This is a genomic window from Kitasatospora sp. NPDC001664 (assembly GCF_053596675.1).
The window spans coordinates 91,673-105,921 of sequence record NZ_JBSFGS010000004.1; the positions used below are offsets into that span (position 1 = coordinate 91,673).

Sequence of the window (14,249 nt, forward strand, 5' to 3'; positions counted from 1 at the left end):
GCGCTTCGTGGGTGGTGCTGGTGCGGGAGCGGATATCTCCTCCAGGCAGGTCTGCCGGTGCTTCGTGGTTTCGGTCGCTCCCGGCGGCCATGGAAGCGGGCGAAAGGGGCGCAGTCAACGACGGAAGTGCTGCGGAATCCGTTGTCATAAGAGGCCGTGCGCGGCGCGCATGCCCCGAGGCCTCCCCTCCCACTCCTGCCGATCGAAGGAGTGTGACCAGCCCCACATGACCCTGCATCACTTCAACACTTAGTTGACCTTGGAATCAATGATCGCGGCACGGTCCAGGGCAAAGAGTGCCCCAAACGGCGGCCTCCCCGGGCCGCGACGATAACCGCAGCCGGGGTGGGGGAATTGATCCATAACATTTCGGCCACCCCGGCCGCGGTCTCAGTACTCGGCCGAACGGCCGTCCTCCCAGGTCAGCGGGGTGCGGCGGCCACCGCCACCGGCGAGGAGGCACCCGGCACCGTCAGCCGCGGCTCCCCGCTCCCGTCCGCCGGCACCGCCCAGACGTCGCTGCCCTTGCCGTCCTTGCCCGGCAGCGCGTACCCGACCGTCGCCCCGTCCAGCCAGGCCGCCTGGTCGTCCACGCTGTGTGTCTCCGCGAGCGCGTGCTCCTTCATCCCGTCCAGCTCCAGCACGTACAGCCGCCAGGGCGCGACCGGGTCGGCGGACACCTTCTTCTTGAAGGCGATCCGGGTGCCGTCCGGCGAGAGCGAGGGGCACTCGACGTTCTCCCGCAGGGTCCGGGCCGACCAGGCGTGCAGGTCGCCCTCGACCAGGTGGGTCTTCCCGGCGGAGGAGACGGTGGCGTAGAAGCGGTTGTCGTCGGCCGCGAAGTTGACGCCCCAGTAGTTCACGTCGGCCGCGTGGTAGCGGACGCCGTCCACGGTCAGCGGGATCGACTCGACCGACTTGATCAGGTAGCCGGTGCGCAGGTCCAGGACCGAGGTCCGGGTGGAGAAACCGCTGGCGGCGTACGAGTCCCCCACCGCGAAGGAGGTCCAGGAGAGCACCTGGCCCGACGGTGAGACCCGGGCCCGGTTCGGGATGCCCGGCACGATCACGGTCCGCAGCTCGGAGAACCGGCGGTCGTACACCACCGCCTGGGTCCGGGCCGGCACCCCCGGCATCGCCCGCAGGCAGAGCGCGCGGTCCCCCGAGGCGTAGAACCGCTCGCAGGACGGCCCGTCCGGCGGCCCGCCCCGCCGCCCGACCCGCCCGGTGGCGGTGTCGCGGTAGTAGAGGCCCGCCTCGTCCAGGGTGAACGTGCTCGCGGCGGCCAGGACTTGGTGGCCGCCGTCCCGCTGACGGGCGTGCAGCACGTACCCCAGCGAGCCGCCCAGCAGCACCAGGACGGCGACGGTCAGCACGATCAGACGCGCCTTCATGCACCCAACTCCTCTCCACCGGTGCCCGGTTCGGGCAGGATCCGCCAGGCGGCGGCCACCGCGGCGGCCAGCAGCACCGCCGCCACGGCCAGCGCCGGACGCGGCCCCCACCACGTCCAGGCCGCACCGAAACCCGCCGCACCGCAGAGCCGGGCCAGCGCCTGGCCGGTCTGCAGCACCGCGAGACCGCCGGCCCGTCCCTCCCTCGGCAGGGCCGGCCCGGCCAGTGCCATCAGCACGCCGTCGGTGGCGGCGTAGAAGACGCCGAGCAGGGCCAGGGTGAGCACCACGGTCGGCCACCCCATCGGCAGCAGCAGCACCAAGTAGGCCGCCAGCAGCGCCCCGTGGCCGTAGAGCAGCGGCGTCCGACGGCCGATCCGGTCCGCCAGCCGGCCGGCCGGGACGGCCAGCAGCAGGTAGCCCGCCGCCGCGCCGAGCGGCAGCAGCGGGAAGAGCGCGGGGGTGAGGTCCAGGCCGCGCTGGAGCAGCAGGTAGAGGAAGGAGTCGCCGATGGTCGCGGCCCCGAGCAGCGCGGCGGCGTACACCACCCGGCGGAAGGCGGGGTCGGCGAGCACCTTCGGCCTGGCGCTCGTCCGGGGCTTCGGCGCGGGCGCGGGAGCGGGAGCGGGCATCGAGGCGTCCGGCAGCCCGGCCGGGACGAAGAGCACCAGCAGCAGCACCCCGAGCAGCCCGGTGGCGAAGCTCACCACGAACACCGCGTCATAGGCATCCGCCGTCACCCAGAGCACCGCGAAGGCGACCAGCGGCCCGAGCAGCGCCCCCGTGGTGTCCATCGCCCGGTGCACCCCGAAGGCCCGGCCGAGGGCCTGCGGCGGTGCGCTGAGGGTGATCAGCGCGTCCCGGGGAGCGGTGCGGACTCCCTTGCCCAGCCGGTCCGTTGCCATGGCCGCGGCGATCCCGCCGGCCGCCCCGCCGGCCAGCAGCAGGCCCAGCCGGGAGAGCGCCGAGAGCAGGTAGCCGGCTCCGGCGACGGCCTTGTGCCGCCCGCCGCCGCGGTCCGCGAGGCGGCCGCCGAGCAGCCGCACCAGCGCCGTGGCCCCGTTGAACAGGCCGTCCAGGAAACCGAATTGGAGCGGCGAGAGGCCGAGCCCCAGCACCAGGTAGAGCGGCAGCACGGCGGTGACCATCTCCGAGGAGACGTCGGTGACCAGGCTGACCGCCCCGAGCGCGACGACCGTGCCGGGGACGCGCAGCCCCGCCCCGGCGGGGCGGGGCTGCGCGTCCGTGCTCCGGCCGGTGGTGGCCAGGTACATCATCAGTGGCAGCTGTACTTCGGGCTGGTGTCCTTGACCTTGTTGTCGGTCCCGACGTAGGTCCAGCTGTAGCCGGAGTCGGTGAAGTCCAGCTTCAGCACGCCGTAGTCACCGCTGATCCGCTTCTCGCTGTTCGGCTGGATCTGCTCGATCGGGTACGGCTCGGCGCCGCCCATCCCGCCGACGATCTCGACGATGCCGTCCGCCACCGCCTTGCCGTCCGGGTCCTGCGGGGCGAAGCGCTCGTAGTGGTGGTCGTGGCCGTTCAGGATCAGGTCGGCCTTCGCACCGTAGAGGATCTTCCACACCGGCTTGGAGACCGGGTCGTTGCCGTGGCCGCCCGAGGAGTACAGCGGGTGGTGGAAGTAGGCGGCGATGCACTTCTTGCTGTTGGCCGCCAGATCCGCCTTCAGCCAGTCGATCTGGGCGCTCTGGTCGAAGGCGTTGGAGTCCAGCGCCAGGAAGTGCCAGTTGCCCTCGTCGAAGCTGTAGTAGCTCTTGCCCTGCGGGTAGGCGATGGCGCCGAAGTACGACTTGTAGCCGGAGAGCGAACCGGCCGGGTCGTAGGTCTCGTGGTTGCCCGGGACGGGGTGGGTCTTGGCCTTGAAGGCGCCCCAGGTCTTGTCGTAGTAGTTCTTGAAGTCCTGCAACCGGGCGTCGTCGTACTGGTTGTCACCCATCGTCAGGTAGAACTTCGGGTTGATCTGCTGCGCCAGCTTGGCGGTCTTCGGGTGCGCGCAGTTGCTGTCGCTCGCGGTGCACTGCGCCGCGATGTCACCCGCCGCGACCACCGTGAACCCGCCGGCCGGCTGGCTGGTGGAGGGGCTGGGCGACGGGCTCGGGGTCGGCGTGCCGCCGCCGTCCGGGGTCCCGTACACCTCCATCTCGAACAGCGAGTAGCCGTAGCTCGTGCCGCGCGCCGTCCCGTACATCCGGACGTAGCGACCCTTGCCGGACAGCCCCGTCCAGTCGTCGGTGCCGCCGTTGCCGGCCGTCTCCGTCGCGACGGAGGTCCAGGTGGACCCGTCCGCCGACACCTCCAGCCGGTACGCCTTCGCGTACGCGGCCTCCCAACTCAGCTTCACCCGCGAGACGTTGGAGCTCGCCCCGAGGTCCACCCGCAGCCACTGCGGGTCCTTGCCCTCCTCGCTCGCCCACCGGCTCGACGTACTGCCGTCGAACGCCTTCCCCGCCGCGTACGAGGATCCCTCGGTGGAGGACGCCGTGGCGGCCTTCCCCTTGGAGATCACCGGATCGGCCGCCGCACCGGCACTGCCGGGCAGACCGAACAACAGACCGCCGAGCAGCGCCGACACCGCGGCGAACACCCCGACGTGAGCAGGCCTTACCGAGCCACCCAGTCTCATCGCTGGACTCCCTGACCTTCGGAAACGTAGGAGAGCTGGTCGACCGGCACCCCGGGTCGCGGGCCGGCAAGGAGCGGTGTCCGCACACATCACCGCAGCGGCCGGGTCAGAGCTCTCCCACTGAGCACGTCACGCCCCGTCGGTCACGGGCGCCGCGCCGGGCCGCCGTTCGGCAGACTAGTAGAAAGGAAACTTTCCTACCAGTACTCCGACGGCACGCCGTGGTTGCACTTTCTGACACTCCGTCACTGCCCTCCAACACCCGGGGGCACCCTCCGTTCCTCCCCTGCCGCGCCGCTCCCATGCACACCTTCGACGAACTCCTGACAGCGGGCGGAGCCGTCACCACCGCGTCCCGCGGCCCGCGCCCCGGCGGCGGCCACCACCCTCGCTGCCCGACCCCGGCCCGACGCCGTCGCCGACGTCGGGCCGGGGCCGCCGCATCAGCCCGCGCTGCGCCCGGTGGTCGAGCCGAAGCCCAGCCAGGTGTGGCGGTTGCCCCACCAGCACCAGCCCACCTTGGGCGCGTCGCGCCGCTCGCGGCCGTCCCGGCCGGTGCCGTTGCTGACCCAGATCGCCGGGGTCCGGGCGTCGAAGGTGCCCTTCGGCTTGCGCAGGCGCGAGCCGATCGTCATGAAGCACCGGTTGCGCTCCAGCACCTCCGGCTGCTGGAGCAGCCAGTGGATGCCCTCGGTCAGCAGCAGCGGGGTGCGGTCCTCGGCCGCGAGGGCCGGAAGTGCCTCCTCCGGGCTCCAGTTGGCCAGGTGGTCACCCCGGTCCGGAGCGGCCACCAGGTAGAGCGGCCCCTCCGGCAGCTCCACCCCCGTCGGCGCGAACTCGTCCACGTCGGTCATGTCGACCACGACGAAGCCCGGCTTCCCCTCGTGCCGCAGCAGCGGCGCCAGCGCCGAGGCCGGCGCCCGCCCGGGGTGGACGGCGAGCAGCACCTCCCCCTCCACGCCGTGCGCCGCGGCGGCGAACGTCCTCACCTCCTCCGCGGACAGCCCCGCGAGGTCGTGCACCCCGAGCTCGATCAGGCGTTCCGCCTGGGCGAGGAGCGAGGGAAGAGCGGTCACGGCGAAACGGGTCGAAAGGTCGGGCAAGACACTCCCCAGGAAGTCCGGATCAGCTGACTGGGTACCCAACGGAGCACCGCCCCGCCCTGTTCCCGATCCCCGCGGGATTCTTCCCGCCCCGACCTGACGCACCGTCGCCATCGCCCGCCCCGTGCCGTTCAGCCCGTCTGCATCCCGGCACGCGGGACGGTGCGGGTGGTGCCGTCCACGAGGGTGAGGACGGCGGAGTCGACGGAGCCGCCGCGGTTGTTCTCCGCGCCCGGCCACCAGGCCGTCCAGCGGCCGTTCTCCACGGTGACCTCGAAGGTCCGGCCCTGAGCCGTCATCGTGACGGCCTTGACGTCCGAACCGACGAAGCCCGCAGCGTAGTTGAAGATCTGGTCGCCGTCGCCGTGGGAGCCACCCGTGTCGTAGGCGATGGCGTTCGGCGCCAGGGCGGGCACCTGGCCGACCAGCTCCCAGAAGCCGCCCTCGCCGTCCGGGGCGACGTAGCAGAGCGCGACGGTGCTGCCCCGGGTGACGACCATGGACGTCACCTTGCCCCGCAGGTCGGCGTTGGTCACCTTGTCCGCCCCGCCCGGCCCCTCCATCGCCTTCAGGCACCACTTCAGCGTCTTGGCGCCCTGGCCCGTGCTGGTGTCCACCTGGGCCGGCTTGGCCGTCCAGCTGACGATCTCGGCGGAGCCCAGCGGGCCACCGCTTCCGGTGCCGGGGCTGGCCACCAGGTCGTAGAGCGTCACCCCGCCCACCACCGCCCCGAGGGCGACGGCCCCGGCCAGGGTGAAGGCCAGACGGCGGCGCAGCCCCGGCCGGGGCCGGGCGGCGGGGGTGGCGGGGGTGACAGGGGTGTCGGCGTCGATCTTGCTCATCAAGAGCTCCCGGTGGAGTGCATGACGTCCCGGCGGGAGATCACGCTCGGCCGGCGCGGGCAGCCGCCCGAGCAGTCCGTCGCGCTCGACCGGTTCCGGCCGCTGATCGGCGTTCACTGGTGTGCCTCCTCGGTGGACAGGCCCGCGGTCGCGGTCCCACTCTTCATCTGGTGCCGGGCGTAAGGGAGTTCCACCTTTTTTCGCCGCTCCTTCCGCTCCGCCGCCTCCGCGAGCCGCTGCAGCTTCGCCCGGGCCCGCGACAGCCGCGACCGCACCGTCCCCACCGGCACCCCGAGCGCCTCCGCCGCCTCCTGGTACTCCAGCCCCGCCCACACGCACAGCGCCAGCACCTCCCGCTCCGGCCGCCGCAGCTTCGCCAACGCCTCCCGCACCGCGGCGATCCGCACCGCGTCGTCCATCCGCCCGGCCGACTCCTCCGCGAAGTCCGGCACCCCCTCCGGCGCCGGCGGCACCTGCGCCAACACCTCCCGGTGCCGCCGCGCCGCCCGCCGCTGATTGCTCACCAGATTGGTGGCGATCCCCAGCAGCCACGGCCGTAGCGAGCCCCCCTCCTCACTCACCCTCCCGTGCTGCCGCCACGCCTCCAGGAAGGTCAGCGACATCACGTCCTCCGCCACCGACCAGTCCCCGGTGAGCCGGTACGCGTGGTTGTACACCGCGCGCGCGTACGCGTCGAAGAGCCGCCCGAACGCGTCCCGGTCACCGGCCCGCACCCGCGCTCGCATCTCAGGATCCGAATAGTCCACACCCATCCCTCTGGTACCCGGCCCCCACGAGTTCCCGTGACCCCCGTCACACACCCGCGGGCGGACGGGTCGTCACGTGCTCGCGGGACCACGAGCCTAGGACGTGGGAAGCCCCGGACCGCACGCGGTCCGGGGCTCGGTTCACAGGTCGTACCGGCGCGCGCCGTCGCGCGCCGGGGTCACCCGACGGTCGGCAGGCTCGCGGTGAGCGCGGCCGGGACCGCGACCACCGCGTCGAAGCTGTGGCCCCCCTGACCGAACTCGGAGGCGCTCATCGCGCGCTTGCCGCCACCGTTGACGACCATCCACACCGTGACGCCGTCGGGCGAGAGCAGCATGGTCCCGTCGGCCGGGGCGGTCCTGGCGACGGCGACGGCCTCCCAGGTCCCGGGGACGCCGCGCAGCGGCCGCTGGTCGTAGCCGAGCCCCGTGTAGTTCGCGCTGTCGAGCAGGACGGCCTTGCCGCCGGCCATCACGTAGACGGACGGGTCACCGCCGGAGGCGTTCTTGATCACCGTGCCGTCCGCCAGCGGCTTGGCGGCGCTCTCGGCGATCCACTGCTCGGGTGCGCCCACGGCCGGCCCGCCGCTCCAGACGCCGTAGTACTCGTCGGCGGTCACCGGAAGGGCCGACCCGTTGACCATCACGTACACCGCGGCACTGCCCTCGCCCTGGCCCGTGACCAGGGTGCCGTCCGGCGCCGGCCGGGAGGCCGCGGCCTTCAGCCACTCGCCGGGCGCGCCCATCAGCGGCCAGTTGTTGTAGCCGTCCGCGTACCACTCGTCGGCCGTGATGTGTGCGGCGGCCCCGTTGACCATCGTGTACCGGGCGGGGTCGTCGCCGGACTGGTCCATCAGCACGGTGCCGGTCGGCAGGGTCTTGGCGGCCGCGGCCTTCAGCCAGTCGCCGGGCACCCCCATCAGGGTGCGGGTGTTGTAGCCGTCGGCGTACCACTCCCCCGCCGCGATGGGCAGCGCCGAGCCGCTCACCATGACGTAGCGGGACGGGTCACCGCCGGACTCGTCCATCAGGACCAGCCCAGTGGCGAGCGTGCCCTGCCGGGCGGAGTTCAGCCAGGAGCTCGGAACGCCCATCAGCGACCGGGAGTTGTAGCCGCCCGTGGTCCAGTCGTTGCCACTGATCGGCAGCGCCGTGCCGTCCACGACCACGTACCGGGAGGGGTCGCCGCCCGCCTGGTCCATCACGACGGTGCCGGACGGGGGAACCGCAGGGAGGGAGTTGAAGGCGCCGTCCTCGACCGTGACGATCCGGCTGAGGTCGTAGTGGTCGGGGGCGACGTCCGAACCGGCGACCGGAAGCCCGGCCCCGTTGACGATCACCTTGACGGTCGATCCCGCCGGGGACTTCACCAGGGTGCCGCTCGGCAGGGCGGAGGGATTGGTGTTGGTGGAGAAGACCGGTGAGATGAAGCCGCTGATCCGCTGCCCGCCGACCACCGTGCCGACCCCGGCTCCGTTGACGTTGTACCCGGTCACCCGACCGTTGCCGCCTCCCTGGTTTCCGCCGACCACGCTGATGTAGCCGTTGCCGACGGCCGTGACCAGGTTGACGTGGCTGGCCCAGTCGCTGCTGCTGTTGAAGTCGTACACGATGGCGTCGCCGACCTGCGGGTAGCTGTGCAGCGTCCCGTAGCGCCGACCGTAGTCGTAGAAGCTCGCCGCGCCGCTGGACAGGTCCCTGGTGTGGGTGGCTCCGGCACGCTCCCAGACCCAGCCCGCGAAGTCGGCGCACCAGGACTCCGCCTTCTGGCCCCCGGCGCCGCAGGAGTCCGACGCGTGGTTGCCGGCGACGTAGCCGTCGTGGGCGCACGGGCCGTTGCCCAGCTCGCCGTTGGCGACGGAGGCGATGGTGGCGGTGTCCGCGTGGGCCTGAGCCGCCGTCAGGCCGGTGAAGGACGCGGCGACCGCGAGGGCGGCGAGGCCGGCCTGGCTGATCTTGCGGACATTGGTGATGTTTCGGACATTCGACATGAGACGGGTTCTCCGTATCGGTGTGGTGTGAGGATGAGCGCTCCGCCGGGGCGATCCCGCGCGGCGGAGTGGGCGTACTGCCTGGGTGCGGACTGCTTGGGTGAGGACTCGCCTCAGCGGCCGATGGCGAGGATCTGGGTGGAGCCGTCGGGCAGGGCGGTGATCGCGGCCCGGGGGCCGTTGAAGGTCGGCGCACCGTCGTAACCGGCGATGGCCCGGAACCCGCTCCAGGTGGCGTCGGTCCGCCGGACCTGGTGGTAGACGTTGCCGTCGTTGCCGACCGCCAGGACCTGGGAACTGCCGTCCGGCAGACCGGCGACGGCGACATCGCTCGCCTGCATGGTCGGCGTACCGGCACCGTCGAGCGGCGCGAAGCCCGTCCAACGTCCGTCGGAGAGACGGGACTCGTGGTAGACGTTGCCGTCGCCACCGACCGCGAGCACCTGCGAACTCCCGTCCGGGAGCCCCGCGATGGCCACATCGCTCGCCTGCATGGTCGGCGCACCGGCACCGTCGAGCGGCGCGAAGCCCGTCCACGCACCACCGGCCAGCCGCGACTCGTGGTAGACGTTCCCGTCGTTGCCGACCGCCAGCACCTGCGCGGTGCCGTCCGGGAGCCCCGCGATGGCCACGTCACTCGCCTGCATCATCGGCGCCCCGACACCGTCGAGCGGCGCGAAGCCCGTCCAACGTCCGTCGGAGAGGCGGGACTCGTGATACACGTTCCCGTCACTGCCGACCGCGAGCACCTGCGAACTCCCGTCCGGCAGAGCGGCGATGGCGACCTTGCGCGCCGGCATCGCCGCAGTCCCGACACCACCGAGCGGCGCGAAGCCGGTCCAACGTCCGTTCGCCAGACGGACCTCGTGGTAGACGTTGCCGTCGTTGCCGATGCCCACCACCTGCGCGCTGCCGTCCGGCATCCCCGCGATCGCCGCCTCGGAGCCGCTGAAGAACGGGGCGCCACCCACGCCGTTCAGCGCGCCGAGCCCCGACCAGGCGCCGCCGGGCTGCCGGCCGGCGTGGAAGAACGCGCCGGAACCGGGCGCCGGGGGGTAGGGGTCCGCGTGGTCGGTGGCCAGTCCGGTGCCGGCGAGGCAGGACAGCCAGGCGCGGGGGCCCTGGTCGGCGAGGATCTTCTCCGCGATGAGGATCTGCTGCTTCTTGGTGGCGAGGTCCGGCCGCGGAGCGTAGTCGGTGCCCTTGTAGTGGCTCCAGTTGGCGAGGGTGATCTGCAGCCCGCCGTAGTAGACGCGCGTGCTGTTGACGATGCTCCAGTTGCCCCCGCTCTCGCAGGCGGCCACCTTGTCCCAGGTCGCCACCGAGGCGGCCTGGGCGCTGCCGCCGGCGCCCGCAACGGCGGCGGCCGAGAGGGCCAGGGCCACCGCCCAGCGGGGCGGCCTGATGGTGCGTGAACTCATCTGATGTCTCCTGGACATGGCGGACGCCGACCCGCCGCCACAACGGTGGCGGGCCGGCGTCCTGGGGAAGCGGTACCGAAGGGCCGGTGGTTCAGCGGCCGATGGCGAGGATCTGGGTGGAGCCGTCGGGCAGGGCGGTGATCGCGGCCCGGGGCCCGTTGAAGGTCGGCGCACCGCCGTAACCGGCGATGGGGTGGAAGCCGCTCCAACCGGCGTCGGCACGGCGGGCCTCGTGGTAGACGTTGCCGTCGTTGCCGACCGCCACCACCTGCGAACTCCCGTCCGGCAGACCGGCGATGGAGACGGAGCTCGCCTGCATCGTCGGGGTGCCGACACCTTCGAGCGCGACGAACCCCGTCCAGTCACCGCTGCTCATGCGCTGCTCGTGGTAGACGTTGCCGTCACTGCCGACCACCAGCACCTGCGAGGTGCCGTCCGACAGACCGGTGATGGCCACGTCGCGCGCCTGCATCGCCACCGTGCCGGCACCGGCCAAGGGCGCGAAGCCCGTCCAACTGCCACCGGCCAGCCGGGACTCGTGGTAGACGTTCCCGTCGTTGCCGACCGCCAACACCTGCGCGGTGCCGTCCGGCAGGCCCGCGATGGCCACCCTGCTCGCCTGCATGGACCAGGTCCCGACACCGGCCAGCGGCGCGAAGCCCGTCCACCTGCCGTCCGGCGAGCGGGACTCGTGGTAGACGTTGCCGTCGCTGCCGACCGCCACCACCTGCGAACTCCCGTCCGGCAGACCGGCGATGGCGACCGAACTCGCCTGCATCGACGCCGAACCGACGCCCGCGAGCGGCGCGAAACCGGTCCAGATGCCGTCCGCCAGCCGCGTCCGGTGGTAGACACTGCCGTCGTTGCCGATGCCCACCACCTGGGCACTGCCGTCCGGCATCCCCGCGATCGCCGCCTCGGAGCCCACGAAGAACGGAGCGTCACCCACCCCGTTCAGGGCACCGAGGCCCGCCCAACGACCGTCAGCCAGCCGGGTGCCGTGGAAGAACGAACTGCCGGAGGGCACCGGTGGGACCGTGGGGGTGGTGGGAGCGGTGGGGGCCACCTGTACGTCGAGGTAGTCGCGGTCGATGTTGATGCTGATGCCGTGCCAGGTCTCGGTCACGTTGCCCGCGTACTGGTGGACCCGCTGGTGGTTGCTCCAGTAACCGGCGGGGAGCACCGAGTCGTTGGTGTCCGCGGCGTTGTTCCACTTCGCGGCGAACACGGCGTCGGGCATGGCGTAGCCGTTGACGTTGGCGACCAGGTCGGCGATGCCGGTGGAGGAACTGCTGTAGACGGCCGAGGTGTAGCCGCGCGCGTGCAGCTGGTTCGTCCAGGCGGACAGGAAGGTGAGCACCCTGGTCGAGTAGGTCTCGCGCGAGTAGCTCTCCATGTCGTAGTAGAGCAGGCTGCCGGGCGCGAACCCGAGGCTCGCCGCCTGGTTGGCGGCGTCGTCGGCGGCGGCCGCGCCCTGCGCGGCGGGCGAGCTGAGCTCGGTCGCCTGCGGGCCGACGTACAGCGGCATGAAGCGCCAACCGGCCGAGGCCTGCTGCTGAACCCAGGCGGCCGTCAGGTTCGGCTGGGGGCAGGCCCGGCGGTTTCCACCGATGTAGATGCCGACCGCACCGTACGGGGAGTCGGCCATCCACCCGTTCATGGTGGTGCCGCTCGGGGCTGCGCAGGCGTCGAAGCCCTTGCCGGTGTAGTTGGTGCTGGCGGCCGGGACGGCGGCCACGGCCTGCGGCGCCGCCACCGTCCCCACCTCCTCCGGCGCGGCCGACTCGGCGGTGGCTCCGCGCCGCGCGGTGGTTCGCTGCGGAGTGGGGGCCGCCGTCCCGGCCGCCCCGGCCGACTCGACCGTCTCGGTGGGCAGGTCGGCGCCGGCCAGGATCCGGCTGACCAGGGCATGGTCGGAACCGTAGGCGGCGGTGACCCGGACCCCGCCGCCGACCGCGTGGATCTCCTGACCGGTGGTGTTGACCGTGGTCCGGGCGGTGCCCGTGGCGGCGTCCCGGTCGGGCTGGACGAGCAGCGCCTCGGTACGGCCCACGACGCGCGTGCCGCAGTCCTGGGAGTCGCTGGGGTCGCCGAGGTAGAGGGCGGAGCGTCCGAAGTGCACGCAGGCGTGCGGGTCGGCGGTGAGGTCGATGACCTCCCAGTCGGCCGGGACGCGGAAGGTGTGCCCCAGGTAGCTCACGCTCCGCTCCGGGGCCCGGTGCGCGTCCGGGCCGGAACCGGCGGAGGTCAGGGCGGAGGCGGTGGCGGGCGAGAGGACTGCGGCGGAGAGTGCCAGGGCGGCACCGGCCGCGCCCAGGCTCAGTCTGTTCAGGTTCACGTGGTTGCTCCTGTGCGTGCGGGCCCCCGGTGCGGAGGCCGACGTGCCGACGGCGGGTGCCGGCCGACAGCGGATGCGAGTCGGCGGCGGGTACGCGGCGGCAGTGGATGCGAGTCGGAGGTCGGGCGCGAGTCGGGGGTCGGGCGCGATTCGTCAGGCGGGCGCGGGTCAGCGGGCGGTGACGACCATGTGGCTGGAGCCGTCGGGCATTCCGGTGATGGCGACCCGGGTGGCGGGGAGGTCGGGCGCGAGGGCGAAGCCCTGGACCGGCGCGAAGCCGGCCCACGTGCCGTCGGTGAAGCGGACCTGGTGGTACGCCTTGCCGTCGTTGCCGACCACCAGCACCTGCGAGGTGCCGTCCGGCAGGCCGGCGATCGCGATGGAGTCGGCCCACATCCTGGAGGCGCCGCGGTAGCCGCCGAGCGGGGCGAAGCCGGTCCAGCTGCCGTCGGTCAGCCGGGTCTGGTGGTAGACGTTTCCGTCGCTCCCGGTCGCGACCACCTGGGCGGTGCCGTTCGGCAGGCCGGCGATCGCGATCCGGCCGGCCTGCATCCTCGGAGTACCGACGCCTTCGAGCGGGGCGAAGCCGGTCCAGCTGCCGTCGGTCAGCCGGGTCTGGTGGTGGACGTCGCCGTCACTGCCGATCACCAGGACCTGCGACGTACCGTCCGGCATGGCCGCGATGGCGACCTCGCGGGCCTGCATCCTCGGAGTACCGACCCCTTCGAGCGGGGCGAAGCCGGTCCAGCTGCCGTCGGTCAGCCGGTGCTCGTGGTAGACGTTGCCGTCGTTCCCGACCGCCAGGACCTGCGACGTGCCGTCCGGCAGACCCGCGATGGCGACCTTGCTCGCCTGCATCCTGGCGGCCCCGACTCCCGCGAGCGGGGCGAATCCGCTCCACGCTCCCGCGGTGCCGCGGATCTGGTGGTAGACGTTGCCGTCGTTGCCGATGCCCACGACCTGGGCGCTGCCGTCCGGCAGGCCGGCGACGGCGGCCTCCGGACCGCTGAAGGTCGGGGCACTCCCGATGCCCCGCAGCTGCAGGTACGGGGTCCAGCTTCCGTTCGCCAGACGGATGTTGTGGACGAACTCGTCCGGGTTGAGGCTCGGGGCGACCGATCCGACCACCCAGTTGGCCCGTACCGGACGGAAGGTCCCCCTGCCGGACTCGTACGGATAGCGGATGGTGCGCTGCTGGACGCCCGCAGGGGTGAACTCGTAGCCGACGTAGGCGAACCGCGAGGAGTCGACCCAGTAGTCGAAGAGCACCACGTGCCCGTCCGCGCCGGCGGAGTCGTTGAGCAGGGCGTCACCGGGCAGGAGCTGGTCCTTGTCGATGGCCGTGGCGATGCCGAACGGGACGAAGGTGGTGGTGTCGAGGGAGGTCGCCAGGCCCCAGGCCATCGACACGAAGCCGGAGCAGTCGGTCCGGTACCGGCCGTAGGTGCCGGCGGACGAGTAGACCAGGCCCTTGCCGACCCAGGACTCCGCGCGGGCGATGACGTCGGCGCGCTCGTCGATCTGATTGACCAGCGGCAGGCTGCCCCAGATTCCGACACCGCCCTGGTCCCCGAAGGCGCCGGGGCCGATCGGCACCTTGGCCAGGGCCGGAGGTGCGGTGACCAGGGCGACGGTCAGGCCGGCGCCCAGGCGGAGGGCACTGCGGCGGGTGGTACGGGTGTTGAGCATCGTTCTCCCCCGAGCTGTACGACCGGGGCCGCTCCTGACGCGGGCGACCTCCGACGGGAAAAG

10 protein-coding genes are annotated in these 14,249 nt (G+C 72.5%); all 10 read right to left on the reverse strand.

The window, feature by feature from the left end:
- Positions 1-422 precede the first annotated feature (422 nt).
- A complete protein-coding gene (locus tag ACWCYY_RS07460) occupies positions 423-1,394 on the reverse strand; it encodes a hypothetical protein (RefSeq protein ID WP_449795414.1) in 972 nt (323 codons plus the stop codon).
- Positions 1,391-2,668, reverse strand: a complete 1,278-nt coding sequence (locus ACWCYY_RS07465) for an MFS transporter (RefSeq protein ID WP_449795544.1) — start codon at positions 2,666-2,668, stop codon at positions 1,391-1,393. Before ACWCYY_RS07465 ends, ACWCYY_RS07460 begins: the two co-directional genes overlap by 4 nt.
- A gap of 2 nt (positions 2,669-2,670) precedes the next feature.
- Positions 2,671-4,035, reverse strand: a complete 1,365-nt coding sequence (locus ACWCYY_RS07470; RefSeq protein WP_345287526.1) for a discoidin domain-containing protein — start codon at positions 4,033-4,035, stop codon at positions 2,671-2,673.
- Positions 4,036-4,478: 443 nt separating this feature from the next.
- On the reverse strand, positions 4,479-5,138 hold the full coding sequence (locus ACWCYY_RS07475; protein ID WP_449795415.1) for a DUF5701 family protein: 660 nt from the start codon (positions 5,136-5,138) through the stop codon (positions 4,479-4,481).
- 131 nt (positions 5,139-5,269) lie between these two features.
- Positions 5,270-5,980 carry a hypothetical protein gene (locus ACWCYY_RS07480; protein ID WP_449795416.1) on the reverse strand — a complete coding sequence of 237 codons (711 nt, stop codon included), beginning with the start codon at positions 5,978-5,980 and terminating at the stop codon, positions 5,270-5,272.
- A 113-nt stretch (positions 5,981-6,093) separates the two neighbouring features.
- Positions 6,094-6,726 (reverse strand): RNA polymerase sigma factor, encoded by a 633-nt coding sequence (locus tag ACWCYY_RS07485; protein ID WP_345287530.1) that lies wholly within the window; start codon positions 6,724-6,726, stop codon positions 6,094-6,096.
- A 200-nt stretch (positions 6,727-6,926) separates the two neighbouring features.
- Positions 6,927-8,738, reverse strand: coding sequence for a CHAP domain-containing protein (locus tag ACWCYY_RS07490; protein ID WP_449795417.1), 1,812 nt, complete (start codon positions 8,736-8,738; stop codon positions 6,927-6,929).
- Positions 8,739-8,851: 113 nt separating this feature from the next.
- Positions 8,852-10,159 (reverse strand): transglycosylase family protein, encoded by a 1,308-nt coding sequence (locus ACWCYY_RS07495; protein ID WP_449795418.1) that lies wholly within the window; start codon positions 10,157-10,159, stop codon positions 8,852-8,854.
- 91 nt (positions 10,160-10,250) lie between these two features.
- Positions 10,251-12,497, reverse strand: coding sequence for a glycoside hydrolase domain-containing protein (locus ACWCYY_RS07500; protein WP_345287533.1), 2,247 nt, complete (start codon positions 12,495-12,497; stop codon positions 10,251-10,253).
- Between the two features lie 168 nt (positions 12,498-12,665).
- Complete coding sequence (locus ACWCYY_RS07505) at positions 12,666-14,186, reverse strand: hypothetical protein (protein ID WP_449795419.1); 1,521 nt, start codon at positions 14,184-14,186, stop codon at positions 12,666-12,668.
- Positions 14,187-14,249: the final 63 nt, after the last annotated feature.